This is a genomic window from Abyssisolibacter sp. ZYX002, assembly GCF_056892235.1.
In genome coordinates, this window is sequence record NZ_JARMXH010000005.1 from 143,374 (window position 1) to 169,690 (window position 26,317).

Annotated in this window: 27 protein-coding genes and 1 riboswitch; of the genes, 11 read left to right on the top strand and 16 right to left on the bottom strand. The window is 29.9% G+C overall.

The features are described 5' to 3' along the window. Positions 1-179: 179 nt before the first annotated feature. The 12 genes from P3X86_RS15135 to P3X86_RS15190 form a co-directional block, all read right to left on the bottom strand. Entirely contained in the window at positions 180-3,611 is a 3,432-nt protein-coding gene (locus tag P3X86_RS15135; RefSeq protein WP_483293553.1) for a pyruvate carboxylase, read from the bottom strand. Positions 3,612-3,914: 303 nt separating this feature from the next. Then, on the bottom strand, positions 3,915-4,580 hold the full coding sequence (locus P3X86_RS15140) for an HD domain-containing protein (protein ID WP_483293554.1): 666 nt from the start codon (positions 4,578-4,580) through the stop codon (positions 3,915-3,917). 88 nt (positions 4,581-4,668) lie between these two features. Next, a complete protein-coding gene (locus P3X86_RS15145; RefSeq protein WP_483293555.1) occupies positions 4,669-5,352 on the bottom strand; it encodes a BUD32 family EKC/KEOPS complex subunit in 684 nt (227 codons plus the stop codon). After that, positions 5,342-6,100 carry a molybdopterin-guanine dinucleotide biosynthesis protein B gene (gene mobB / locus P3X86_RS15150; protein WP_483293556.1) on the bottom strand — a complete coding sequence of 253 codons (759 nt, stop codon included), beginning with the start codon at positions 6,098-6,100 and terminating at the stop codon, positions 5,342-5,344. Before mobB ends, P3X86_RS15145 begins: the two co-directional genes overlap by 11 nt. A 13-nt stretch (positions 6,101-6,113) precedes the next feature. Beyond that, positions 6,114-6,857, bottom strand: coding sequence for an energy-coupling factor transporter transmembrane component T family protein (locus P3X86_RS15155; RefSeq protein WP_483293557.1), 744 nt, complete (start codon positions 6,855-6,857; stop codon positions 6,114-6,116). Continuing rightward, positions 6,847-7,455 (bottom strand): ABC transporter ATP-binding protein, encoded by a 609-nt coding sequence (locus P3X86_RS15160; RefSeq protein ID WP_483293731.1) that lies wholly within the window; start codon positions 7,453-7,455, stop codon positions 6,847-6,849. Before P3X86_RS15160 ends, P3X86_RS15155 begins: the two co-directional genes overlap by 11 nt. Positions 7,456-7,527: 72 nt before the next feature. Then, on the bottom strand, positions 7,528-8,238 hold the full coding sequence (locus tag P3X86_RS15165) for an energy-coupling factor ABC transporter ATP-binding protein (protein WP_483293558.1): 711 nt from the start codon (positions 8,236-8,238) through the stop codon (positions 7,528-7,530). Beyond that, complete coding sequence (locus P3X86_RS15170) at positions 8,238-8,747, bottom strand: molybdopterin-dependent oxidoreductase (RefSeq protein ID WP_483293559.1); 510 nt, start codon at positions 8,745-8,747, stop codon at positions 8,238-8,240. Before P3X86_RS15170 ends, P3X86_RS15165 begins: the two co-directional genes overlap by 1 nt. Positions 8,748-8,766: 19 nt before the next feature. Then, entirely contained in the window at positions 8,767-10,236 is a 1,470-nt protein-coding gene (locus P3X86_RS15175) for an alkaline phosphatase family protein (protein ID WP_483293560.1), read from the bottom strand. Next, complete coding sequence (locus P3X86_RS15180; protein ID WP_483293561.1) at positions 10,229-10,804, bottom strand: ECF transporter S component; 576 nt, start codon at positions 10,802-10,804, stop codon at positions 10,229-10,231. Before P3X86_RS15180 ends, P3X86_RS15175 begins: the two co-directional genes overlap by 8 nt. A gap of 22 nt (positions 10,805-10,826) precedes the next feature. Then, a complete protein-coding gene (locus P3X86_RS15185; protein WP_483293562.1) occupies positions 10,827-11,900 on the bottom strand; it encodes a molybdopterin-dependent oxidoreductase in 1,074 nt (357 codons plus the stop codon). A gap of 1 nt (position 11,901) precedes the next feature. Next, a complete protein-coding gene (locus P3X86_RS15190; RefSeq protein WP_483293563.1) occupies positions 11,902-12,333 on the bottom strand; it encodes an RnfABCDGE type electron transport complex subunit G in 432 nt (143 codons plus the stop codon). A 165-nt stretch (positions 12,334-12,498) separates the two neighbouring features. Further along, positions 12,499-12,616, bottom strand: a riboswitch (molybdenum cofactor riboswitch). 168 nt (positions 12,617-12,784) lie between these two features. On the opposite strand from P3X86_RS15190, the gene P3X86_RS15195 reads away from it, so the two are divergent. Next, positions 12,785-13,135 carry an ArsR/SmtB family transcription factor gene (locus P3X86_RS15195; RefSeq protein ID WP_483293564.1) on the top strand — a complete coding sequence of 117 codons (351 nt, stop codon included), beginning with the start codon at positions 12,785-12,787 and terminating at the stop codon, positions 13,133-13,135. Between the two features lie 20 nt (positions 13,136-13,155). Further along, positions 13,156-15,696: a heavy metal translocating P-type ATPase gene (locus tag P3X86_RS15200; RefSeq protein WP_483293565.1), complete on the top strand. Its 2,541-nt coding sequence runs from the start codon at positions 13,156-13,158 to the stop codon at positions 15,694-15,696. Positions 15,697-15,758: 62 nt separating this feature from the next. Here P3X86_RS15200 and P3X86_RS15205 read toward each other — a convergent pair whose 3' ends face one another. Further along, positions 15,759-16,802 carry a DUF4362 domain-containing protein gene (locus P3X86_RS15205; RefSeq protein WP_483293566.1) on the bottom strand — a complete coding sequence of 348 codons (1,044 nt, stop codon included), beginning with the start codon at positions 16,800-16,802 and terminating at the stop codon, positions 15,759-15,761. Between the two features lie 80 nt (positions 16,803-16,882). Further along, positions 16,883-17,599, bottom strand: a complete 717-nt coding sequence (locus tag P3X86_RS15210) for a M12 family metallo-peptidase (RefSeq protein ID WP_483293567.1) — start codon at positions 17,597-17,599, stop codon at positions 16,883-16,885. A gap of 451 nt (positions 17,600-18,050) precedes the next feature. On the opposite strand from P3X86_RS15210, the gene P3X86_RS15215 reads away from it, so the two are divergent. The 8 genes from P3X86_RS15215 (at position 18,051) to P3X86_RS15250 (ending at position 23,515) form a co-directional block, all read left to right on the top strand. Continuing rightward, positions 18,051-18,209 (top strand): DUF1540 domain-containing protein, encoded by a 159-nt coding sequence (locus P3X86_RS15215; protein ID WP_483293568.1) that lies wholly within the window; start codon positions 18,051-18,053, stop codon positions 18,207-18,209. Between the two features lie 538 nt (positions 18,210-18,747). Further along, entirely contained in the window at positions 18,748-19,146 is a 399-nt protein-coding gene (locus P3X86_RS15220; RefSeq protein ID WP_483293569.1) for a response regulator, read from the top strand. 10 nt (positions 19,147-19,156) lie between these two features. Next, complete coding sequence (locus P3X86_RS15225; RefSeq protein ID WP_483293570.1) at positions 19,157-19,615, top strand: hypothetical protein; 459 nt, start codon at positions 19,157-19,159, stop codon at positions 19,613-19,615. Between the two features lie 17 nt (positions 19,616-19,632). Further along, positions 19,633-19,809: a hypothetical protein gene (locus P3X86_RS15230; RefSeq protein WP_483293571.1), complete on the top strand. Its 177-nt coding sequence runs from the start codon at positions 19,633-19,635 to the stop codon at positions 19,807-19,809. Positions 19,810-19,824: 15 nt separating this feature from the next. Beyond that, complete coding sequence (locus P3X86_RS15235) at positions 19,825-21,009, top strand: signal peptidase I (RefSeq protein WP_483293572.1); 1,185 nt, start codon at positions 19,825-19,827, stop codon at positions 21,007-21,009. Between the two features lie 67 nt (positions 21,010-21,076). After that, positions 21,077-21,748, top strand: coding sequence for a hypothetical protein (locus tag P3X86_RS15240; protein ID WP_483293573.1), 672 nt, complete (start codon positions 21,077-21,079; stop codon positions 21,746-21,748). A 46-nt stretch (positions 21,749-21,794) separates the two neighbouring features. Next, positions 21,795-22,880 carry a DUF5305 family protein gene (locus tag P3X86_RS15245; RefSeq protein WP_483293574.1) on the top strand — a complete coding sequence of 362 codons (1,086 nt, stop codon included), beginning with the start codon at positions 21,795-21,797 and terminating at the stop codon, positions 22,878-22,880. Then, positions 22,856-23,515 carry a hypothetical protein gene (locus P3X86_RS15250; protein WP_483293575.1) on the top strand — a complete coding sequence of 220 codons (660 nt, stop codon included), beginning with the start codon at positions 22,856-22,858 and terminating at the stop codon, positions 23,513-23,515. Before P3X86_RS15245 ends, P3X86_RS15250 begins: the two co-directional genes overlap by 25 nt. Positions 23,516-23,868: 353 nt before the next feature. Here P3X86_RS15250 and P3X86_RS15255 read toward each other — a convergent pair whose 3' ends face one another. Beyond that, positions 23,869-24,561 (bottom strand): hypothetical protein, encoded by a 693-nt coding sequence (locus tag P3X86_RS15255; protein ID WP_483293576.1) that lies wholly within the window; start codon positions 24,559-24,561, stop codon positions 23,869-23,871. A gap of 24 nt (positions 24,562-24,585) precedes the next feature. Then, a complete protein-coding gene (locus tag P3X86_RS15260) occupies positions 24,586-25,293 on the bottom strand; it encodes a hypothetical protein (protein WP_483293577.1) in 708 nt (235 codons plus the stop codon). A 322-nt stretch (positions 25,294-25,615) separates the two neighbouring features. Here P3X86_RS15260 and P3X86_RS15265 point away from each other — a divergent pair, with 322 nt between their 5' ends. Then, complete coding sequence (locus tag P3X86_RS15265; protein ID WP_483293578.1) at positions 25,616-26,128, top strand: hypothetical protein; 513 nt, start codon at positions 25,616-25,618, stop codon at positions 26,126-26,128. The last annotated feature ends 189 nt before the right edge of the window (positions 26,129-26,317 follow it).

Consider the following 26,317-nt stretch of genomic DNA (forward strand, 5'->3'; position numbering starts at 1 on the left):
TCTAATATAAAAGTTGCTCTACATTTATATCTGCTTTCACCCTTTATATTTAATACCCATCGCATAAATAACGATCCTAAAATTTTTCATACTAAAACCCCTTTATATACCTGTTAAATATACAAAAGGGTCTTATATTTTGTCAACTTTGAATAAGATTTCTTTTTTGATTCTTTGTTTTACTTTAACTTTATTAACAATTCTCCTGATTTAACTTGCTGATTTTCTTTTACTGCTATAATATCAACAACGCCACCCACAGTTGCGGTTATATTTGTCTCCATTTTCATTGCTTCTATTACTATAAGAGGTTGATTTTCTTTTACTTCTTCACCCTCGTTAACTAATATTTTTACGACTGTTCCTGGGATACTAGAACCTATTTCTAAATCATTTTCATCATCTGCCATTTGCGTAAATGAAGTTTCTTTTTTGCTATTATCAGCAGCTTTATCATGTATTTTGATCTCTCTACGATTTCCATTAATCTCAAAGTTAACACTTCTATTTCCCTCTTCGTCAATCTTTCCTACTTCAAGTAATTTTATTACTAATCTCTTACCTTCCGCTATTTCTACCTCACTTGTTTCTCCTTCATATAAACCATGGAAAAATACATCACTGCCTACTTTACTCAAATCTCCGTATTTGTCTACTTTTTTAAGATAGTCTTCAAACACCTTTGGATAAAGTGCATAACTCAGAAGTTCTTGTTCATCGAAATTTCTACCATATTTATCTTCTAAATAGCTCTTCATCTTATCGAAATCTTCATCTTCTAGTAACTCTCCTGGTCTACATGTTATTGGCTCTTTTCCTTTTAATACAATCTCCTGTAGTTCTTTTGGAAAACCTCCAGTTGGCTGACCTATCATTCCTTCAAAATAATCAACTACCGAATCTGGAAACGCCATGTTTTTTCCTTTTGTGTATATACTTTTTTCGTCTAAATCGTTTTGAACCATAAATATTGCTAAATCTCCCACTACTTTAGAAGATGGTGTTACTTTTATTATGTCTCCTAGCATTTCATTAACTTTTTTATAAGTTTCTTTAACTTCTTTAAATTTATGTCCTAAGCCAAAACTTGATACTTGAGGTTTAAGATTTGAGTATTGTCCTCCTGGCAATTCGTATTTATATATCTCAGCTGTAGCTGATTTTAAATCTGACTCAAACTCATCATATACTGGTCTTACTGCACTCCAGTAATCAGATAATTTCTGTATGTCATCTAATTTAATCCCTGTTTGTCTTTCTGTATTCTCTAATGCTGCAACAACTGAGTTTAGAGCTGGCTGACTAGTAAGTCCTGACATGCCGTTAAATGCTGTATCAACTATATCCACTCCTGCTTCTGCTGCCATCAACACTGTTGCTACGCCATTTCCACTGGTATCATGAGTGTGTAAATGTATAGGTATAGATATTTCTTTTTTGAGTTCTTTTATGAGTTTATATGCAGCATGTGGCTTGAGTAATGCTGACATATCCTTTATACCTAATATATGAACTCCCATCTTTTCTAACTCTTTTGCCATATTTATATAGTACTGGAGTGTATATTTATCTCTTTTCACATCAAGTATATCACCTGTATAGCAGATACAGGCTTCTGCTAATTTACCACACTCTAAAACTTCGTTAATGGCAACTTTCATTCCTTCAATCCAGTTTAATGAATCAAATATTCTAAATACATCTATGCCTTTACAACTCGCTTGTCTTATAAATCTTCTTATCACATTATCAGGATAGTTTTTATAACCAACTCCATTTGATCCCCTAAGTAGCATCTGGAACAATATATTAGGTATCTTTTTCCTAAGCTTATCTAATCTATCCCAAGGTGATTCATTTAAGAATCTATATGCTACATCAAATGTAGCTCCTCCCCACATCTCTACTGAGAACAGATCACTTGCAAGAACAGACGTAGATTTTGCTATTTTAGTCATGTCTCTAGTTCTCATCCTAGTAGCCATCAATGATTGGTGGGCATCTCTCATTGTTGTATCTGTGAGTAATAATTTTTTCTGGCTCTTTATAAAGTCTACTACTCCACCTGCGCCTTGCTCCTCTAATATTTGCTTAGTACCTATTCTCTTTGTTTTCTTCACTTTAGGCACTACAGGCACGTCATAGTCTTTCTTTACACCTTTTGTCTTATTTACTACTATATCACCAATATAAGTCAATAGTCTTAACTCTTTGTCTTTTCTACCAGAAGTCGACAATAATTCTGGATTGTTCTTTATAAAGCTTGTATCTGCTCTACCTCTTAAAAATTCCTCGTTGTTAAGCACATTTATTAAAAAATCTGCATTGGTTTTAATACCTCTTATCTTTTGTTCTTTTATAGCTCTTATAGCTTTTCTTGCTGCATCTTTAAATGACCTTGATAGCGATGTAGTTTTTACTAACAAACTATCATAGTATGGACTTATTGTTCCACCTGTAAATCCATTACCACCATCTAATCTAATACCAAAACCTCCACTTGTTCTATACACATCTATCTTGCCTGTATCTGGTGCAAAGTTGTTTGACGGATCTTCTGTTGTAACTCTACATTGTATTGAGTACCCTCTTGGCTGTATGTCTTGCTGTGAATAAATGCCTATTTCATCCGATTTTAGTGAATATCCCTGTGCTATCAATATCTGACTTTGTACTATATCTATCCCTGTGACCATTTCTGTAATTGTATGCTCTACCTGTATCCTTGGATTCATCTCTATAAAATAATGGTTTCCGTATTTGTCTATCAAGAACTCTACTGTTCCTGCATTTAAATAATCTACCGCTTTGGCTATTTTTATAGCATCCTCGCATATTTGATTTCTCTTATCCTCTGATAATGAAAAGGCTGGTGTGTATTCGATAAGCTTTTGGTGTCTTCTTTGTATTGAACAATCTCTTTCGTATAGATGCACTATATTTCCGTATTTGTCACCTAATATTTGCACTTCTATATGCTTTGGGTTTTCTAGATATTTTTCAATAAAAATATCGTCTATTCCGAATGCCTTTTTCGCTTCGTTTTTAGCACTTATAAATTCACTTAACAGTTCTTTTGGTTCTTTTACTATCCTCATTCCTCTACCACCGCCACCTGCGGCAGCTTTAAGTATCACTGGATAACCACATTGCTCTGCAAAACTAATAGCTTCTTCATCAGACTTGATAGGCTTTTCAACACCTGGTATTGTTGGTACATTTACTTTTTTAGCCACTATTTTGGATTTGATTTTATCGCCCATCTTATCCATCATTTCATGTGTCGGCCCTATAAACTCTATATCTGCTTGTTTACATTTGCGTGCAAACTCTGCATTCTCAGATAAAAAACCATAGCCTGGATGTATTGCATCTACACCTTTTTTACGAGCTAACTTTATTATCTCATCTATATCTAGATAAGATTCCACCGGTCCTTTATTTTTCCCTACTAAATATGACTCATCTGCTTTAGTCCTAAACAATGATAATTTGTCTTCTTCTGAATATATGGCAACGGTTCTTATTCCTAATTCACTACATGCTCTAAACACTCTTATTGCTATTTCGCCTCTATTGGCTACTAATATTCTCTTGAATCTTTTTATCATTTACATTCCTCCCTTACTTATATTTTTCTATATTCAATTCTTCTAACTATTCAACATATATCGGACTCACTTTAGTTAGGTTTAGTTTTAAATTGTTAAACTATATTCAGTAAATAATATCTTATACTATTACTTTTATTAACTTTTTGCTGTATTAATATATTATACACTAATGAATAAAGAAATGTATTATTATTCAAAAACTCAGTTGAATCACCTGTGCTTTTTTATAGATGCAAAACAAAATAAAGCCATCATTAATTTGGCTTTATTTTGTTAGGCTAAATTTATATTTTATTAATTTTATTCTGTGCCAGTTATCTCATTTTTCAATCTTTCATAAAATTTATTCATATATTCCAGTCTCTCTAATGCTATTTCTTTGCCTTTGGTTGTATGCATCTGACTAGGTATCTTCTTGAATTTTAGTTCGTACTCAATTATCGGTGAGTGTTTACTTAAGTCTTTTAGTCTACCATTTTCTGTGATATTGTTTTTTATGTATTCCTCTAGTGGTTCATCTATCATTAGCCTTTGCCTGAATTGTCCTGATAGCATAAAGCATCGTGCTATCCCAACTGCGCCTATAGCATCTATTTTATCTGCATCATATAATATCTTAGCTTCTTTACTATTTGGTAGGTTGCCTGTTCTAAATCTATGTGTTGTTATGCAATGCTTTACTTTCTTTATAAAAGCATCTTCATATCCAAGCTCTGATAGTAAATCCTCTGCCATCTGCCCTCCGAGTATTGCATGATCTACTTTACCCGTTATATCTTTGCTTTCTTTTACTCTAGCAATATCATGCAATAATGCTGAAATACTAAGCACCTCTATATCCACATCTTCTTCACCACTTGCTATTAACTTACACAGATTATATACTCGCATAACATGATCTATCTTATGAGCTGAGCAAGACAATTCTTCGTTTACAATGTCCAATATTTTCTGATATTTTTCCATGTTAACACTCCCCTCTAATCGAACTTTTGTTCTTATTATATTCTATAATGATTTCTTTGTAAAGAAGATTTGTATTGTCATCTATTAGCTACCAACTATTCTTTATAATATCTTTATCCACAATAGATAGTTTTTGATTCCTTCTCCTTTCAATATCATCAAACTCTCTCAACATATATTTTTTAACGAGTACTCTATCTAGCTTTATTTTGCATATAAACATATCGTACACATCTTTTGCAAAGCTTATCTTCCAATCTGTAAACTCTGGTCTATACGTCAATATAAACGCACATAACCTACCTATATCTTGCTCGTAGTCACCTTTCTTGCACTCTTCAAAATCTACTGCATGTAGCTCTTTACCTATTATAAAATTACGCAGATTAACATCATACAGTATGTATTTTTCTCCTTTTATGCTGTAGCACGCTTTATAAAAATCCTCAAACCAATGACAAATATGATTTATTAGCGATTGATACTGCAAGTTATTATTTAATTCTAACTTCTCTATCCTATCTATCAATAAATCTCCATGTATGTATTGCATAATAATATAATCGCTTTTCTTTTCATATAACAATGGGATTTTAACATTTTGCAGATTCTCTAGCCAAAATACCTCGTTATCTCTGCACATTAACTTTTTATATACTTTTATTACACATTCTTTTTTTTCGTTTTTAAGTACGCCACTATAAACGATGTTCTTCTTACTTTTAAATCTGTGTTTCAGCTCTATGTTATTTGATAACTCTTTATTTATCAAAATCCTCACCTATTTGTATGTTTATTTTAGCACCTTCTTTATAACCCTCTAGCTCTTTTACTACTGCAAGTACAGCGTTTCTCAGTATGTCTTGAACAAACGGAACCATCGTAATATCTTTATCTTCTATACTCAGCTTTATATTATCAGTTTTTAATATGCAATCTTTTCTTTTGGCAATGCCTTTTATTATCATCTCACAAAGTTCCTGACAGCTATATCCACACTCACCACAACATTTTTTTGAAAAGTTTGGCAATCTTTCAAAAACCTTTTCTTCTATCAATGCTACTAGTTCTTCCACTCTATTTAATGAGTTTACAACTGGTATCCCCTTGTACTCATTTATTTGATTTGATATTTTCCCTGATATTGCAAACACCCTATCATCTAGAAGCTTATCTATTTCGTCAGTAGTATGTGCTGTTATGATTCTTGGTGCATTTATGTCTTTAACACCCTCTAGCACAACATATTCATGGTTATATGCTTTTAATATCTTAGCTATATCTAACTTCTCTTGATATAGTATATCTGTTTCATACATTCCTCTTGCTGTTACTAGCTCTGCTCCCGCTTTCTTGTGTCTATATGTATTAGTCCCTTCTGTATCTATCTCAAATTTTTCGTAATGTATTTCTTTTACTGAACCTACTGTATATCGCTTATTTCTTAGTGCTTTGATTATATTCTCTATTGTTGTTGTCTTTCCAGATTTTGAAATGCCTATAACTGAAAATACTTTCATATCACACCGTCCTTTATCTTAGCCATAGAATATATGTTATAACTATAACTATACTTATTAATGCTGTACTCAACATAACCATGTAATCTATTTTATTTAACTCTAAAATATTATAGCTAGTCCTAGTTTTATATGCTCTAAAAGCTCTTGTTTCCATTGTTATTGATAGTCTTCTTGCTTTAATCATACTCCCTGCTATTACTGGTGTAAATATATATGAGTAAATCTTGAGCTTATCTTTAAGTGATATTTTATCTATCTCTATACCCCGTAGCTGTATAGCAATCAGAGCATCTGTGAATTCCTCTTTCATTATGGGCAAAAACCTAATGCCTACAGATACCATAAAGGCTATCTCATATGGAATCTTCATCTGAACTAAGCCTTGCACTATTTCTCTATAATTAGATGTAGATATTATAGCTGCCGATATTAACACTATAGAAAGTCTTAATATAAACATCACTGATTTCATTATTCCTCCTGTAGTTAGTAATCTAACTCCTGCAATAGATACTATACTACTACCTGATTTGGTGAATATACTCTGAACTATAGCAATTACTAATATTATTTTAAACATTCCTTTAAGTTTTTTATAATACGAATATAAATTGCACTCAAATAACCTACATATGATTACTGATAATATCAATATGAACATCATTATATATATATCTTTGATTATTACTCCTATAGATGATAGGCATAATACTATAAACAATTTTGTTCGTGGATCTATGTTTTTAGCTATCATATTCTACGACCTCTCTGTCTTCAACAGCTAGTATTCTATCTGCATGCCTATTTATAAAGTCTTCATCATGGCTTATAACTGCAAAGCCTATCCCATTATTTTTTAAATTATCTATAATTTCTGATAATTTTTCCTTCCTCTTTATATCAAGTCCTGTTGTTGGTTCGTCCATGATTATGTATTTAACATCATTTATTAGTATGGATGCGATAGCTAGTCTCTGTTTCTCGCCTTGACTAAGATTAAACGGAAAAGCGTCTTTTAGCTTAAGTAATTCAAATTCTTTAAGCTTTTTATATACTTCTTCATATACTAATTTTTGATCCAATTTTTTTAATTTCAATATAAATGATAGTTCGTCATAAACTGTATGTGTAAATATTTGCTTCTCGGGGTTTTGAAAAAGATAACCTATTTTCTTTCCTATTTCACCTAAACTCATTTTTTTAGTATCTGTACCATCAATTAAAACTCTGCCTGTATTAGGTTTTATTATTCCACTAATTATCTTGCTAAATGTTGTTTTACCACTTCCATTAGCACCTACTATCATTGTACATTCTCCTGCTTTAAGTGAGATATTGACATCATCTAGCACATTATACTCTTGCTTATAACCATAGCTTACATTCTCTAAAATTATATAATCCACTCAATCAATCCTCTTGTGTTAGTCTAGTAATTTAATTAAACTAGAGTATTTTTTATCATAACATTCATGGAGCTTCTTATCTTTTAATATCATTACTTTATCACATATGTCTAAATTCTTATAATCATGTTCAACCATTATAATTGTCTTGTTGTCTCTTTTCAAACTAGTTATAACTTTTCTCAGCTTATTCTTACCTTCTTTATCTATTTGAGAAAACACTTCATCAAATATAAAAATATCTGGCTTCATACTGAGCACTGATGCTATAGCTATAAGTTGTTTTTGTCCTCCTGATAGATTATTGGGATTCTCATATCTGTACTTGCTCATTGATGTAAACTCTAATGACTCCTTTATTCTTTCGCCAATCTCTTCTCTGCTCATACATAAGTTCTCGGGGCCAAATGCTATCTCATCCTCTACTACTGGCGAAAAAAGCTGAGAATCTGGATCTTGAAATACTATGCCTACTTTAGTTGCTATCTTTGGTATTGTCATAGTACTTATGTCTTTACCAAAGAGTTTGACTTTTCCTTGTATATTGCCACCATAAACGTGTGGGATTATCCCAGTCATTATGTTACAAAGTGTGCTTTTTCCATCTCCGCTCAGCCCTATTATCCCTATTATCTGTCCTTTTGAAACTTTTAGCTCCACATTTTCTAGTATCACTCTATTACTTTGTGGATACATATATGTTAAGTTCTCTATTTCTAATGCGTACATTATTTTATCTCTACTATAGTTAAGTATTTACATCTTCTTTGACTAAATTTATCTTCTCTGATTATTGTCATGTATGGGCCTTTTCCTCCGTCTTCTTTTGTGCCAAGTCCTTCTCCTTCTCTTTTATAAACTACGTATACGTTTGATGGTTTCTTAACTTCTTCTAAACTAAGGGCTATAGTGTAACCATCTACTGATTGTGTGATAACTGTATCTTTTGTGTCTGTGTTAAATCCTGCTTTTTCTATGAGCTTATTTAGCTCAACCCCTGAATACGTATACTCTATAGGCTCTTTACCATTGGTCTTTAAATTTGCTTTAAATTCTTCTTCTTTTACTGATGTTACATCATCCATTGTGTACTTAACTTCTTTATCTCCCATTTTAAGTACAACAATAGCATCTTTTTGTAACCTCTTCTTTTCATTTAGGTTGTCTGAATTAAGATATGCAGTGACCCCTATTATAACTAAAAGCACCCCTATTACTACTAGTAATTTTTTATTCATGAATAATTTCCTCCTTTGATTAATCTATAATCATATAAGGCACTATTAAATCCTCATATCTAAAATCTCCATGTGTTCCTCCTGATTCAGTGCTATGCATCCCATGATCAGCTGTTATGATAACCTTGCCATCAAAATTTTCAACTAGCTGTTTTACATACTCATCATGCAATCTAATATCTTCTATGGTCTCATCTGCTAAATCCCCAAAACTATGCCCTTTGTCATCAATACCATGAAAATGAACTAATACAAAATCATTATCCTCTTTTATCATAGATTTGGCTGTAATAAATATTTCATCATCTGTGGTATTGTTGTTGTTTTTATCTAGATTGAGCATAGGCTCTATTTCTGTATTTAGTATCTTTATATTACCTTCAATGAGCACAGCTTTTTTATTCATTTCTATCAATTTACCGAATATACTCGGTACTTTCAAATCTTTTTGTTTTCTAGAATAAACACCGTTCACCTGTGGACTTTTCCCCGTTATCATAGCAGCAAAACCTGCATTTGTAACTGGTTTATATATGGAACTAGCTATCTGAACTCTTTGCTTTTCTATAAATGGTATAACTCCGTTTTCTTTGCAATATTTATATTGCTTATATGAAAATCCGTCTAAAAATATAAACATTACTTTTTCGCCATTTTCTATATAATGTAGTGCATCATAATAAACATCCATATTACTTTTTAAAACTGCATTTATGTATATTCCCTTTGCTTTTTTAACTTTAACCTTACCATTTTGCGATAGTAGATTTACATAATTATCTTTTATCTCTAAAAAATCTTCTTTTTCTAATAGCTGATAGTCTCCTTGTTCTCCCATTACTATATTTCTTTTTTCATAATCTATATCAATTAAGTCATCAGCTTTTATACAGCGTCTTTTTTTAAAAACCTCTACGTTATATTTAGTGCCATTTACATTTTTAGTAGCTTTCCCGTCTGTAAATGTTATCTGTTTTGTTTCTCCAGCTATAAAATTACCTACAGATATACTAAGTAAATTTTTATCACTAGTTATTATATTAAAATCATGTTCTAAAGATTTATTTTTTGAAACTACTACAATCTCTTTTAATAACTTTATATTTGCACTTGGTGGATGATATAAGTTTATAGAACTATATCCATATTCATTGTCAAATGATATATAGCTGTTACTTATTTGGCTACTATTTATTCTTGAAAAACGTCCATCATAGCTCACTAACAGTACATCATAACTTTCATCATATACATTAGAATTTGATAAAATATCTTCTAGCTTTATAGCAGTATACGATTTTTCGTTGTGCTTTATAGTGTATTCTTTATAATCTATAGATTCATCACTTACATCAATACACTTCTCTACATCTCCTACTACTTTTAGCTGAGGTATGTATCCGTCATCAGAGTTTAATATAACAAGCAATAAACCTATTACACACACGATAACTACACTTATACATAAAACAAGTATTTTTTTATTCATTTGTCGCTCCTTTACTTTGCTTATGATTTATATTAAATCTGCCAAAGCCTTTGACAATGTTATATGCTATTATACCGCCTAGTCCTCCTGACAGACTCCCAGAGCTAATACTTAGTACTAATGGTATCCATGGCAATCTAAAAAAAACTAGATTAGATAAAAATGTACCTGTCAAATTGGCAGCAGCTCCTGCTACAAAAAAATGTACAACACTATATTTTCTATTTTTTGAAAATAAAAGCACTACATCTATAGCTACCCCTGGTAAACTATAGGTAACAATACTAAGTATACCATGTGTCCCCAATGTACCTAAGGCTATAACCATTATAGCTTGTACAAATGCAGTTAGAGTGCCTGCAAATCTCTTCTTTATTATGCCTGCACTCATCACTATCCAAAGCATATAAAATCCTCCAGCGATAACTCCACCTGGTATATATAGTGAACTAGTGACTATATGTACTAGTGGCACTATTACAGTTTTCGAAGCTATTCCCAGCGCTGCCATCATAGCTATGATAACTAAATCAAACATAGAAAACATATCTAGATATTTTTTAGTCATTTTATCTGCTCCACTCTATTATTTATTTAACTAATTCTAAGCTTAATACGAATTTTATCTTCGTATCTTTAGCCATATCTTTAAAAGCTATATTATATGACCCTTCTTTTTCATAAATATATCCCGCTTTAAACATGTCTTTTGTTATCTCTTTTGTATATCCATCCTCACATACTACTTTTATAGTTTCTTCTTTGTCAAAAGCTAATTTATTTAGCAGATCTATAAGTGGTAACTGTTCTTCTTTCATCATTGCTTTTATATTGATAAATGCTACATTGTCATATGAAAACATTGCTATATCTTTTACATGCATACCCTTTGGTAAGTCTGGTGATAAAAATGCAGGAGCTTCTTTACCTGAAATTTTTAAATAACCACCTTTAAATACATCTATATTTTCATTTTTCTCTAATCCATCTATAGATTTTATAAATACTGCATCTTCTTCAGACTCAACATTATACTTTTTTAATAAGTCTTTTATCTTTATCGCCTTGTCAATAGCTTCATAATATGTGTAATCCTCTGATTTTATATCTTTTATAGCTGACATAAATAATAAAGCCTTTGATACTTTATTGCTTTTTCTAGTACTAGTTATTAGTTCAATTTTACTTAAATTTCTCAGGCAATACATAGATCTCTCGTCTGTCAGCATTATTCTTATAGGTTTGCTTTTTTCATCTAATGGTTTGCCATTTATTTCATACGCTAATATAAGTTCTCTAATTGCTATTACTTCTTTTGGTACTTCTATAGAGTAACCATCTCCTGCAATTAATCTTACTGCGTTATAATCTGCCTGTGATTTATCATGTTTTTTTAATATTTCATTAAGCGTAACGCCCTTTACGTCATATGTTTTTTCTTCATCACTAGATGTAACTACCTTTACTGTCTGTGATACTTCTTTATAATCTTTTATTTCATCTATAGTTAATGTAATTTCTTCCCCTTTGGTTCCAGTTATTGTTATATTACTAGATGTATTATTTGCCTCATCGCTACTTACTGATTTATCTTTGCATCCTACAACAGATAATGCTATAACAAGCATTATGATTAGCAAAATACTTCTTGAAAACCTTTTCATTTTATCTACCCCCATAGTTTTGTATACATAAGTTTACTCCTTTTACTACTGCTTCACTTGTGACTGTTGCTCCTGTTATAGCTGTTATTTCCCTAGGATTTTTAGATATTATCTTGACTGTTTTTAGACTTTGATTTATAGGCTTGTTTTTGAATCTATCAGTGAACCAATCTTCGGTGACATACCCACCATAATCCTCTGTCTCACTATGCTGTAATATATGTATGTTTGAGATTTTCTTACTCTCTTCATCAATGATAACCATTATTTTAATGTTATCCTTATAACCATTACTATTTACAATTTGGACAAACTCACTGCTATTATTTGACTTATTAACTATTCTATATGCTCTAATTATATCATTATTTTCATAATCATTTTGCCTTGTAATATCATATCCTTGTCCAAAATACTCATTCAACTGATTCAACTGTTCATCTTTATTGGTACATGAGATTAATAATGAGCTTAAAAACAAAATTATTATAAGTAATTTCTTGATTCTCTGCACCTCCATTGTTTATTTTTTAACAATTTTCTACATATTTCTACAAAATAAAAAACTCCTTTATCTTAAGGAGAATTATAAAATCAAAGCCTATTATACCTATCTCCTTTCCAAACGGGAGGCAATATCGTTTCCAACATTACCCTATCGGCCAAAATTCCATGCACTGAGCAACAGGAATAAAAGCTCGGAGAAAACCTATATTTCATGAATATTTTAACTTATTGTAATGGTTTTGTCAATCTAATGATGTTATCTATAAATAATTAAAATAAAATCCAACTTTTTTCAAAAAACATATTGCCATTCTAAATAATATGATGTATTATTATATTAACATATGAATACTTGTTCATGTATAGGAGGTGTTGTAATGTCTTGCAAGTGTAATATTTTTAACGAAGAACTGGTTAATAAAATAAAAAATGAATTGCCCGAAGATGAAAATTTATATGATTTGGCTGATTTTTTTAAGGTATTTGGTGATTCTACTCGGATTAAAATACTCTATATACTCTTAAAATCTGAATTATGTGTAAGCGATATATCAAATATATTGAATATAAAGCAATCAGCTATATCTCATCAACTTAGGTTGCTTAAAAAGTCTAGACTAGTTAAATACAGAAAACAAGGTAAGCTAGTGCTATATTCTCTTGACGATGACCATGTTGTTAAGATTCTTGAGCAAGGATTTAATCATATTAATCATATAAATATATAAGTTAATGGAGGTGCTAAATTATGGAGCACAAATTTACCTTAAAAAACTTACATTGTAGCAACTGTGCTGCAAAAATTGAACGTGCTTTAAATAAGCAAACATATATAAAAAGCGCTACTATAAATGTTGCTACTAGTAAGTTAAAAATAACTTTAGCAGATGGGATAGATATGTCTTCTAAACTTCAAGATATTGTATGGCTTATTCAATCTGTTGAATCTGATGTTAGTATTGTAGACAGTAAAAATAAAAAACCTACGAGTTCTTGCGGTTGTGGTCAATGCCATCATGATCATCATAGCGAACATAATCACGATAATACTTTTAAAGTTAACAAAGAACACAAATTTACATTAAATAATTTGCATTGTAGCAACTGTGCTGCAAAAATCGAGCGTGCTCTAAAAAAGCAATCATATATAAAAAATACTACTATAAATGTTGCTACTAGTAAGCTAAAAATAACATTAGCTGATGGATATGATATATCTTCTGAGTTACAAAATATCATATCTCTAATTCAATCTGTTGAGTCTGATGTTAGTATAGCAGAAGGTGACAAAGCTCAAAAAGTAACGAGTTCTTGTGGTTGTAACCACGACCATGACCGCTCACATAATCATGAATGTGGTTGTGGATTAGACCATGCACACACACATGATGACCACAATCATAGTGATAGCCACGGACATGACCATGATCATAGTCATGATGATAAATTAGATAAAAAAACTATCGCATCACTTATTATTGGTAGTATCTTTTTTGCTATAGGTCTTTTATTTAATCTGGATAAAAACATAGAATTAATCATATTTTCTATAGGCTATCTAGTATTTGGTTACAATGTTTTAATTGATGCTGTAAAAGGGCTATTTAAAGGTAGAATTGTTGACGAAGGTCTACTAATGAGTATAGCATCCCTCAGTGCTTTCTTTATTGGCGAATATCCCGAAGCACTTGCCGTTATGCTCTTTTATAAGATAGGTCAAATAATGGAAAGCAAAGCTGTAAATCACTCTAGAAACTCTATATCATCTCTAATAGATATGAAACCAGAATATGCGAATCTGAAAACAACAAATGGTACTATTAAAGTTGATCCTGAAAGCGTTAATGTAGGCGATTTACTAATTGTAAAATCTGGCGAAAGAGTACCTCTTGATTCTGTAGTCGTTGAAGGTAAGACTACTTTTGATACTTCTGCTATAACAGGTGAATCCGTACCAAAAAGCATAACCACTGGTGAAAGTGTATACAGCGGATTCATAAATAAAGGCAATGTTATAACTGTCAAAGTAACTAAAAAATATGAAGATTCAACTATTGCCAGAATACTAGATTTAGTTGAAAACTCTGCTGATAAAAAAGCTGATACTGAAAAATTTATGACTAAATTTGCCAGGTACTATACACCTACTGTTGTTATTGTAGCTTTTTTAATAGCTGTTGTCCCTAGTCTTTTATTTGGAAAGTCATTTTCAACTTGGCTTTATAGAGGGGCTCTTTTCTTAGTTGTATCTTGCCCTTGTGCTTTAGTTGTATCAATACCACTCGGTTACTTTGCTGGTATAGGAAAGGCCTCCAGTGTTGGAGTTTTAATTAAAGGTGGTAATTTTCTTGAAGCACTTGCTAATTTAAATAGCATTGTTTTTGATAAAACAGGAACTTTAACTAAGGGTAATTTTATTGTTTCTTCAGTGGTACCTGAAAATAACTTAGATAAATATAGCCTCCTTTATTACGGTGCATATGTTCAAGCTTATTCAAATCATCCTATAGCAAAATCTATCAAAAAGGCTTATGATAAGGATATTGATGAATCTATTATAAAGGATTATAAAGAAAAGGCAGGCCATGGTGTTGAAGCTATAGTAAATAATAAGTTGGTTACTGCTGGAAATGAAAGGTTCATGAAAACTAAAAACATAAAAATAAATAGAATTGATGCATATGGAACTATAGTTTATATGGCTGTTGACGATGTTTATCAAGGTTATATTGTAATAACTGATGAGATTAAAAAAGATTCTAAAGAAGCTATTGATAGCCTTCAAAAGTTAAACATCAAGAATATTACCATGCTAACTGGCGACAACAAATATACTGCTGATAAAGTAGCTTCTATGCTGAATATACAAGATGTTCACTCAAATTTATTACCTCAAGACAAGGTTAGCATATTTGAAAATATTCTAGATAAAAATACAAATAATAAATCGGTTGGTTTTGTTGGTGATGGTATAAACGATGCCCCAGTACTCGCAAGAGCAGATATAGGGTTTTCTATGGGAGGACTAGGCTCAGATGCTGCAATAGAAGCCTCTGACGTCGTACTAATGACCGATGAGCTATCAAAAATCCCTCGTGCTATTACAATTGCAAGAAAAACGAGAGCTATAATATGGCAGAACATTATCTTTGCTCTAGGCATCAAATTAATTGTAATGATTCTAGGTGCCATAGGACTAGCAAATATGTGGGAAGCTGTATTTGCAGATGTTGGAGTTACTATACTTGCTATATTGAATTCTCTTAGAATTTTAAATAAAAATTATTAATAAAAAATAAGAGGTGTGTCTCTTTAGACAGCCTCTTATTTTTTATATAATTAAGTGTATCTTTATTCTTTTGTTTGCTGAAATATTAGGATTTTACTCGCGTCTCCTTTAACCAAATAATACTTTATAAAAGTTTTATTATAGTGGTCATTAAAAACTTCTTCTATATCAATTTTATCAAATATCTCAGTTCTTATTTGAGGTTCTTTTGAAAATTTATCTCGAGTGCTATCTATTGTTGCTTCTATCTGTTTACCATTGTATTTTAAATGTATTATAATAGCATCCCCTTCTTTTGTAAACGTAACAATTCTAATTTTACTTGTGTTTTTGTTGTTTATATCTTTAACAAAAGCATCTAACAATTCTTTATTGTAGGTTTTATCATGTGTCCAGATCACATCGTTATTTGCTACTGCCATTTCATAAGTATACAATTCAGGTAATTTTGTTAGGTTATCATCTTCGTAAAAATACTCTATATTATATTTCTTTGACAATGAATCAACCCATGTACCAAAGTAATAATCTATTTTTGATTTGTTCTTTAAGTACATCAATTGCTGTGTTAATGATTCTATCTCCTTCTTAGAAAGCTTTTTTATATCTACATCGAAATATTTAGGTATTTCTTTTATTATACTACTTTTATTCACTGGATTCTCTTTATAATATTTTTGAACAACTCTTTCTTTTATAGCATCAAATATATATTTATTTCTTAGTTTTTGTTTATAATTTTCTTCTGACTCATATTGTTTTATTACAATTTCATATAAGTCAGCATGTTCATTCTTAAGCATCATTATTGATTTTTCTAATTCATCATCAGATATTTCAATTCCAATAGTTTTTGCTTCTTGTATTACAAGCATTTCCTTTATTGCAGCATTGATTATGTCCTTTTCTGTTATATTGTTACTACTTGAAGTATTTGAATTTAACTTTATAACTCTTTCTATGTCTTCTCTATAAATTGGCTCATTATTTACTTTAGCTACTATTTTATTGCTTTCTTCAATACGTTTATAGCCTATGTAAAATACCCCTACAATAATAATTATGCATACAATTGCTAAAACCTTATTTGTCTTACCTGAAAACACTACTTCACCTCCATTTATATTGTGTCTGTATAAAATCAGTTATATTAAGGGATGCCTTTTAAGGCATCCCAAACTGTATCCTAATATTTACTCTTATTACTATACCATTGGTTATAATGTCCAGTACAGAACTTGCCTATATATCCAAATCCCGTTGCAGTCATTACACAATTGCTTCCATCATATGAAGGATCTGATTCATCTTGACAATGGGATAATCCATAGTTATGTCCAACTTCATGTTGAACTGTTTCAGCATTTATATTATATCCATTATCAAATATTATACATCCCGGTTCACCTAAATATCCCATTCCAGCTACAGAGGCATCGCTAGGCTTCCTTCCAGAGAAAGCAATCATTAAATCAGCACCACCTGTTCCATGTTCATCATATGCCTCATCTAGTAACCCAATAGCGGTTGTCTGTGAAGATGACCATGCTGGCTGAGATGTTACAGTAAAATCAATTCCAAATTTTGATAGCAGTTCATCATCTGCTCGCTCAACTGATTTATATGCTTCATTTTTCCATGATGAATATTTGCTTCTCCATTCATCATCACAAGGTGTTGTAACCTTAACTGTTATTGACGCTATCATTACAAATGCATTTTTTCCATATTCATATACTGGTTGTCCTACATCAACAGTTTTTAACGACTCGTTAGGAGATTTTAACTTGCTTACTACTTCTAAATTGGTATTTACCCCGCTGTGCGCTACTACTTTTGTCACTGCTAACGGATTCAACACAAACAGAATTGAAAGTGTAAAAATTAAAATTTTCTTTAACAAAAAAATTACCTCCTATATTTTCTTATTTTACTTATCATAAATTAGAGAAATTATATGCTTTGTCTGCTTCAACTTCTTTTCCGATCATACCATAATACTTTGGATTACTCTTATATAGAGTTCATCAATTGTATAATAACTTGGATGAATCATTGTAATATCTATAGCTCGATTTCATTAAGTCGCTAAACCATACAATTCTTTGAATTATCTTTAAAAAATTTAAGAAGACAATCAAATAACAATTTAATTTTGTATATTAGGTTCAGATATAAATAAAAGTTTGATAAGCTTATCTATTTTTAGTATATATCCATAATATGTAATTCGTCAAGATTTTTTTACATTTTTGTAACATTTATTTTGGTTTATATTTGAATTAATTTTTTTTAAGAATAAAAAATCTTATATGTCTAATAATATTTGTGAAACCTTTTAAGGAGGTGAATTTATGCATAGTAATGAATGTATTGGATGTACAGTAACTGAATGTAAATATCATGCTAAAACTGTACAGCAATGTACACTTCCTCACATTCAGGTTGTTAAACATGGCGGTGAATGCTGTAGTAAGGAACATACTGATTGTGGTAGTTTTGAGAGAGGTTAAAACTAGTCGGGGATGTCTTATAAGACATCCCCAAATTCTTTCCATGAAACATAACAATTCATCTCGTTTTAAATCATATTCACATTGAGTATTATATTTATACCAAAATTTTTGTTTTTCCATAATTATATTTTCTTATAATAATATTTCAGCTTGAAAAGTACTTTTCTCTCATTTATATTGATTTTTCATATCCTTTTGTACAACAATTTCATAATATAATAATTATTCGTTCATCTTTTTTTGTACTTGTATAAAAGATTCTAAGAAAAAATATACTCAATAGCAAGTAAATTGAACTATTAATACATTATATTTTTTAAATTTAACTGCCTTGAGCTCCATTACAAAAATTATTTTTGACTTTTTTAACCAATTATGTTTATATATATATGTGTACATGTTTTTTTGTTGTAGTCACTACAATCAAAGTACTATCATATAAACAAGCATTTTCTCTTATTGGAATAAATATATTTACATTCTAATATAATTTAAGAAGAAGTATACCAAAAAAACGTACAAAGGAGGCTATCCATTGAAAGTTCTTGTGGTTGATGATCATCCTATCATTAGAAAAAATATAAGCTCGATATTATCACTTGATCACAATATTGATAGAATTTTTTATGCTTCTAATGTACATGATGCTGTACAAATGGTAAAAATCCATAATCCTGAAATGGTTTTTATTGATTTGAGATTAGGAAAGGAAAGTGGTCTTGATATAATCAGTAAAACTAGAAAATATGATATAAAAAGCAGTTTTGTAATACTTTCTAATTCTACTAAAATAGAAGATTTTAATAAAGCTAAAAAATTTGATATAGATGGTTATATCTATAAAAAGAGTTCACCTAAAAATCTATTAAACGCTATTAAAATAATTAAAAACAATAAAAAATACTACGATCCAAAGGTATACAAAAATCTATAGAGGTGTTCGTATGAGAAGAAAAAGTACTCAGATATTTAAAGTACACGTATTGATTATCACAGCTATTATATCTCTTAATGTAATTGGTATAGCCTATGCACATTGGAATGGCACGTTTAAATCAATAAATAAAATTTCTATGGGTGACATTGACCCTCAATTTTGTGGCGCTTATGCTAACAATCTTTCTTGCACCTATAGTGCTAATGAACTTAATATTAACGGTACTATTACTATAACTGATGAAAAAAGCTCTCCAAGGGAAATGATTATTACTTATTTTATTCGAAATAACGGTAGTACCCCAATAAAATGCATAACCAAAAATAGTGAGGTTTATTTACAGACGTCACTAATTAAAAAACATATGCAAAATCGTGGACATGTAGTTTTAACTCTTAATGGAGAAGATGAATATATAAATAAAACATATACCATTATAGCTGAACAGGCAAATTTAGTTCCTTAATAGCAAGGAGGTATTTAATGAAAAAAATAATTGTATTATTGATTAGTGTATTATTATTTATTATTCTTTTAATACCTGTATCATGCTCTTGGTTTGAAGTATTGACTATTAATGTTAATGTAACTGTGAAAAAGCAACTGCCCACTAAAACTGATAAAATAATTGATAATACTAAAAATCTACCAATTGAGTAATTGGAGGATATCACTATGAAATATGTTAAACCCACTTACCCATCTATAAAAAGAACACTACTAATCATAAGTTCATTATTATTAATATACATTGTCAAAAATACAATATATATCACAAGTATCACCTATATGCCATATATAGTTATGCTTGTTCTTTGGACTAGCTTGTGTATATATATTATCAATTTACCTAGCCCTAGAATAAACGGTGTTCTAAAGTTGAAACCATTTGTATATCTATGGTCGTTTAATTTTGCTATTATTTTTATTGTGGTACAAACATTTTTTGGATTATTTATTGATGGGTTTGGTAAAAGTCCTTATGATCATTCTGCAATAGGAATTCTCACGAATATTACTATGGTAAGTATTGCAATTATTGGAAAAGAGCTTGCTAGGAATCATTTGTTAAATACTAAAAACCAGACTAATAGAGTATTGACCATCATATTAATATCTAGTTTTTATACATTAATAAGCACAACTTTTAATAGCTTTACATCAGTTTCAACAAAGATAGAAATAACAAAACTACTTGGACAAAACATCCTGCCTCTCTTTAGTCATAATCTAGTAGCTTCATATTTATGTATGTTTGGAGGCCCTATTCCTTCAATAATTTACTTAACAATAATTGAATATTTTCAATGGTTATGCCCAGTACTTCCAAATCTAAAATGGATTAATCAATGTTTAGTTGGTATTCTTTGCCCTATTTATAGCATAATAATACTTCAAGACCAATATTATAAGCAACTTAAAGTTAAAACTAATACTAAGGGGGAAGGTACTATAGGTTGGATACTGATAAGTATTTTTTCAGTATTTTTAGTATGGTTTAGCGTAGGAATATTTTCAGTATATCCTATGGTTGTTGCCACTGGTAGTATGGAACCTATTATATATCCAGGCGATGTCGCAATAATTAAAGAGCTTGGTAAATCAACACCAAACATTGGAGATATAATTCAATTTGAAAAGAAGGGTGTATTTATATGCCATAGGGTAATTGGTACAAAAAATATCAGCAATCAAATACAGTATATTACCAAAGGCGACAATAACACAATCGCTGACATAGACCCTGTTGCAATTGAAAATATCAAAGGTAAAGTAACATTTATTATCCCTAAAATCGGATATCCAACATTATTTATAAAACAAAATAAGAACACAGACACAAATGACTTTCAATATTAATATAATATATCCAAATCAAATATTGTAAAAAAATAAAAATATTTTATAAAATTAGGAGGTTTTTTATATGCAGAAAACTAAATTTATATCATTAGCATTAATTCTATCTTTGATTTTAATAGGAGCAGGCTATGCGGGCTGGACTGAAACCTTTGTTTCTACAAATAATATAAACACTGGTAATCTAAAAATAGATTATGTAGAAGGTAATGAAAAACATCAAGCCGATATTTATGAACATTATGATGAAATATGGCAAAATATACACCCAGGAGATAATAATGACTACAATATTAAAATGGATTATGAACGAATAAAAGCATCTAATTCTGATGATGCTGGTAGCGTAATTTTTAATGTTACAAACTTAGCTCCTGGTACTATCTACTGGTCATCTTTTAGTTTGAAAAACGTAGGTACAGTTCCTGCTGCTCTAAAAAATGTTGTAGCGTCTACTTCTGGTGATAATGAACTTATGGAAAAAATTACACTTTCTATCATTATTGATAGAAATCAAGATGAGCTTTTCTTATGTAAATACGCTCTTTTAAAAGATCTCAAAAACATAGAACTCACTCCAACTGTAATGAAAAAACTAAAAAATGGTGATTCGGTTACAGTTGATTTGGTGTTTTATCTAGACGAAAACAGCTTTGAAGGTGATGAATGTGAAAATACCAGCTTACAACTAGCACTAGATTATAACTTCATGCAAGCTAATATTTGGACTAAGCCATAAATTAAAACTATACTTGATGGATAAGGTTTCTAAGGAGCTGTAATGTATGAAAGTAAAAAAATACAATATAAAAGGTTCTACAAAAATTTCTGTAATTATAACGCTAATAATATTACTAATATTTATAGTGGCTTTGTTTTGTATGGAAAGCATTCCTAAATCTGAAGCCGTAACAAAAACTCTTTATGATTGTAAGCAAAGAGTAACCTTAAACTACGGCTTTGAACTAAAACCAAATACTGTTTATGAAAAAAACTATTTAGAAAATATAGATGTAATATTAAACAAGTATATTAAACAAATGAAAGCTTCTATTGATTATAATTTCTCAAGCTCTGATATATCAAACTTAACTATAACTTATAAAGCAAATATTACTGTTGAAGGTTATACTGGTGAAAATGAATCTTATTTGAGTATATTTAAAAAAGAATATCCACTAATTAAAAAAAACACAGTAAATACTGATATTCAAAATACTATGCTAAATCAAACTGTAATCATAGATTACCAAACTCTAAATAAATTTATAAAAGATTTAAAAAAAGATACGGAGATTTTTTGCCAAGCAAAAGCTACTATAATGTTTGATATAGAAACATTTATAAATAGAAACAATAAAAAAATATTGCTAAAATCTTCACCTTATATTATTATACCTTTGGATTCTAATTATAGCCAAATTATCAGCAACCTAACTAACGAAGCTACTGATAAGATAGAAAAAACTACTAACATTGCTATACCTAAAAGAAGATACCTAATTAATCTATATATCATCATCTCATGCATTGTATTGCTTTTAATAGTAGCTATGATTGTATTAACTAATGGTATATATCCTAGCAAACTTTCTAAACAACGTATAAGAATTTTCAAAAAATATAGTAGCAGGTTTATATCAATCAACCATGAAATATTAATTGATTCAAAGAATATATATGAAGTAGAGACTATAGATGATTTAGTTAGAATTTCGGACGAACTATCTATACCTATAATGTATGAATGTTTTAGAGATTATAGGAAAATCAATAAATTTTATGTGCTAAATAAAGATAATGCTTATATATTTGACTTGATATCAAATAAAAAGGAGATGTTTAAATGGAAAGAAGCAAAGTCATATTAGTAATATTAATTTTATCACTAATTCTTATTGGTATAGGTTATGCTGGTTGGACTGAAAAATTCACATCTACAAGTAATATAAATACAGGTAATTTACAGATAACCTACGAAGAAGAAGATGACCCTCATGGAGCTGTTGTTTACAGTGAAGAGCTATATCAAAATGAGCTAGAAGAATATAATATAAACATGAACTATCAATACATCCATGCTCCAAATTCAGACGACCCTGGAAGTGTAAAATTTGATGTAACCAATATAGTTCCTGGAACAGTTTATTGGTCAAAATTTAAACTTAGAAACACTGGTAGCGTCCCTGCTGCTTTAGAGAATGTGATTGCAAATGTTACTACGGACAACTGGTTATTAAAAGAGAAAATGCACATAACTATAAAATCATATATTGAGGATGATATTTATTACCTATCAAATTATGAACCTCTAGTAAATCTAGATGGTAAAACAATCACTCCTGATATTATGCAAAAGCTTAAGAAAAACGAATACATGACTATATATATTAAGTTTAATCTTGAAGAAACTGATTTCAATGATGATGAATGTGAAAAATCTAATCTGAGCTTGACTCTTGACTACAACTTTATGCAAGCTAATATTTGGACTAAAGCGCCTTAGGTGAAAGTACATTTTTCGTTTTATAAAATAATACCTATATATTTAGAAGAATAAGAGTCTACAATAATAATTTTCCCCTTTAGGTGTAGGCTCTTTAACTATTTTATTTTAAATATTGTTTAAATGTTATTTTGACAAGTCTCTTAGGCGTAGATTCTATAGTTATGCTTGTTGTAATTACTTTACTGATATAATCCCTGTGCTTAAAGTCATTGTTATCACTTAACAACACTATTATTAACTTACAAACAACTACACTTCCTACTATATATAATATATCTTCCTCACAATTTCTCCCTTTTATCTATAAACTATGTTGTTTATTAACCCCTATTATACTATCTTTGAGTTATTTATAAATTATTTATTTTTTTAAATCCAATATCACCTAACACAAGTTTATTTCCTTCACATTTGTAGTCAATTACTATATACCCTATGTAAGCTGCTGGGGTTATTTGAGCAGATACTTTTGCCCGAATCTTGTTATCTTTAATATTGTAGTAAGTTTGCCAGCCAAACTCTACCTCTTTATAGGTGTTTTTATTGTTAGTATATTTTTTAGGGTCTAATGATATTTCCTCACCCTTTATATCTATTTTTATTTCTGTCAAGCTTATCCTGCTTTTTACGTTCTTTTTAATGATATCAATAGGAGCTTCAATATCCATTTGCTTGAAATTTTCTATGTTTAGTATATTTATAGTTCCATTGTAAATACCCGTACCATAACCCTCGACGCGTGTTATGACAAGCTCATCTTTACCATCATTATTAATATCATGCAAAGTTATTTTAGGAGCATAACCTAGTATATTACCTGTATTTCTCCAATCAAATATCTTACTGTTATCACCTATAACTAACTTCATACTATTGTATGAACCGCTAACCTCTTTACCATAAAGATATATATTTTCATCATCTATACTCGCAAGCAGTGTTTTGTAACCATCTCCTCTTTTAATAACACTCACTGATTCGTTTTTCTTACATGAAACGATTAAAAATATCATCACTACAAAAAAGACAAATATTTTTCTCAAATAAAACAACTCCTTTTAATACTATCAATCCACTAAAAACTCTATTACACGACTCTCTCTATCCTCTGATAAACCCCATTTTTCTAAACTTTCAAAATCAAATTCTTTAATATTTGGTATTGATATTTCAATCTTTTTATCTCCTACCCATTTATAATCTGATATCCACCAAAGAAAAGGTTGATATTTTTCTTGTACATTTGTTAAAATACATTTTTTCATTTCTAATAAATCTATAACAACTATATCATTTCTTAAAACTGTATTGCCTTGGTTGTATCTAAAATTAAAAGCTAAGTATTTATTATCTAGAGAATACTTATGTTCTTGATATATCCCAAATGCAAGCGTTATGGATGAGTTGAATGTGTTTCTCCTGAATTTAATTAAAACATAATCCCTTAGCTTTATAGCACGTCCATATTTGAGTAAAAAATATGTATTGTCTTTTACTTTTCCAATATAGTCTAATGACATCCATCTGATTTCTGATTCTGGATCGTCTGATTCGTTTAAATATTGGTTTACTATAGGAATATCTGAAGATTTAATTTTGATAATTTTATCATTATGAGCAAACTTTAACTCATACTCTTTAATATCTATTGACTCAACACTACCTCCTGATAACTCATTGCTTTTAATAAGATTTGTTCTATTATCTTGTTGTTTACAACCTATAAGAAAAGCTACAACCGCTACAATTAATGTACATATTTTTAGTTTATGCATTTGATCCTCCCGAAAAATGCTTGTTATTATATATTTTACCAGATGTTTAGTGTAGAATCTACGGTTAAATCGAAACTAATTTTATTACGTAGAATAACCATGTCTAATAAACTTAGACATAGGGATCCTTAATCCTTTGTTTCTATTATCCTCTTATGTTTTGCTTCTCTATAGTATTATCCCCGTCTACTAATATATTAGGTAATATAGTTTTTTAGGGTCAAAGAAATATTTCAATTTGGATATAAAACCAACCCAAAATATATCAACCTATATTACTACATTTAATTTAAAGTTGACTTCTAGAATTAAGCGACATATAATGGAATCAAATGAAGAAAGATACATTAAAAGGGTTGTAATAACTGTAATTTCGATATTATTTATAGCACTGGGGGGTGTTTTTATTATAAGTAGGAAAAACAGGATAATTATTATACTATTAATTATAAGTGCTATTATTTTTGTTAGTGGCATTATAGCTTTCACAATAATTAAGAGAGATTCTTATGAAAGCATAAATATGAAACCAAATCAGACATTTGAAGTTCAATTTAAAGTTAATAAGGAACCAGATAAAAAGTTAAAATGGGAATTTAAAAACTTAAAAAACAAAGACGTAAGGTTAAAGGTTTATCAAGGCAATATTTGTATCCATGAAACAATGGAGGTAAAAAGTGAGCTATTGATTAAGGAAGATAATACAAATGTGAAACTTATAATTATAAGTTTATCTGCAGTCGAAAAAAAAGTTGATTATAGAATAACCTATGAGTATTTAGGAGGAGTTAATGCAAATAGAGCCATTAAAACATTGAAGCTTATAAAACAATAAGTTTATAACTCTTTTAGGTTGCTAATAGAGAAATAGAATGACTAAATCACTCAAGTCAAACTTACTATAATGATAGGTCATCAATTTTATTAGAATTGTTCTTTCAAAAAATAGCAAAATAATCCCAAGCATCACTGAGAGCTATAGTGCATGATTGGGATTATTGTTTTGTATGAAAAATTGTCCATT

What these genes read in the sequence shown, in the direction of transcription:
- P3X86_RS15135 (WP_483293553.1), bottom strand. Translation starts at nt 3,611, where the DNA reads ATGATAAAAAGATTCAAGAGAATATTAGTAGCCAATAGAGGCGAAATA.
- P3X86_RS15140 (WP_483293554.1), bottom strand. Translation starts at nt 4,580, where the DNA reads ATGGAAAAATATCAGAAAATATTGGACATTGTAAACGAAGAATTGTCT.
- mobB (WP_483293556.1), bottom strand. Translation starts at nt 6,100, where the DNA reads ATGAAAGTATTTTCAGTTATAGGCATTTCAAAATCTGGAAAGACAACA.
- P3X86_RS15155 (WP_483293557.1), bottom strand. Translation starts at nt 6,857, where the DNA reads ATGATAGCTAAAAACATAGATCCACGAACAAAATTGTTTATAGTATTA.
- P3X86_RS15165 (WP_483293558.1), bottom strand. Translation starts at nt 8,238, where the DNA reads ATGTACGCATTAGAAATAGAGAACTTAACATATATGTATCCACAAAGT.
- P3X86_RS15170 (WP_483293559.1), bottom strand. Translation starts at nt 8,747, where the DNA reads ATGAATAAAAAATTACTAGTAGTAATAGGGGTGCTTTTAGTTATAATA.
- P3X86_RS15175 (WP_483293560.1), bottom strand. Translation starts at nt 10,236, where the DNA reads ATGAATAAAAAAATACTTGTTTTATGTATAAGTGTAGTTATCGTGTGT.
- P3X86_RS15180 (WP_483293561.1), bottom strand. Translation starts at nt 10,804, where the DNA reads ATGACTAAAAAATATCTAGATATGTTTTCTATGTTTGATTTAGTTATC.
- P3X86_RS15185 (WP_483293562.1), bottom strand. Translation starts at nt 11,900, where the DNA reads ATGAAAAGGTTTTCAAGAAGTATTTTGCTAATCATAATGCTTGTTATA.
- P3X86_RS15195 (WP_483293564.1), top strand. Translation starts at nt 12,785, where the DNA reads ATGTCTTGCAAGTGTAATATTTTTAACGAAGAACTGGTTAATAAAATA.
- P3X86_RS15200 (WP_483293565.1), top strand. Translation starts at nt 13,156, where the DNA reads ATGGAGCACAAATTTACCTTAAAAAACTTACATTGTAGCAACTGTGCT.
- P3X86_RS15215 (WP_483293568.1), top strand. Translation starts at nt 18,051, where the DNA reads ATGCATAGTAATGAATGTATTGGATGTACAGTAACTGAATGTAAATAT.
- P3X86_RS15225 (WP_483293570.1), top strand. Translation starts at nt 19,157, where the DNA reads ATGAGAAGAAAAAGTACTCAGATATTTAAAGTACACGTATTGATTATC.
- P3X86_RS15230 (WP_483293571.1), top strand. Translation starts at nt 19,633, where the DNA reads ATGAAAAAAATAATTGTATTATTGATTAGTGTATTATTATTTATTATT.
- P3X86_RS15235 (WP_483293572.1), top strand. Translation starts at nt 19,825, where the DNA reads ATGAAATATGTTAAACCCACTTACCCATCTATAAAAAGAACACTACTA.
- P3X86_RS15240 (WP_483293573.1), top strand. Translation starts at nt 21,077, where the DNA reads ATGCAGAAAACTAAATTTATATCATTAGCATTAATTCTATCTTTGATT.
- P3X86_RS15245 (WP_483293574.1), top strand. Translation starts at nt 21,795, where the DNA reads ATGAAAGTAAAAAAATACAATATAAAAGGTTCTACAAAAATTTCTGTA.
- P3X86_RS15250 (WP_483293575.1), top strand. Translation starts at nt 22,856, where the DNA reads ATGGAAAGAAGCAAAGTCATATTAGTAATATTAATTTTATCACTAATT.
- P3X86_RS15260 (WP_483293577.1), bottom strand. Translation starts at nt 25,293, where the DNA reads ATGCATAAACTAAAAATATGTACATTAATTGTAGCGGTTGTAGCTTTT.
- P3X86_RS15265 (WP_483293578.1), top strand. Translation starts at nt 25,616, where the DNA reads ATGGAATCAAATGAAGAAAGATACATTAAAAGGGTTGTAATAACTGTA.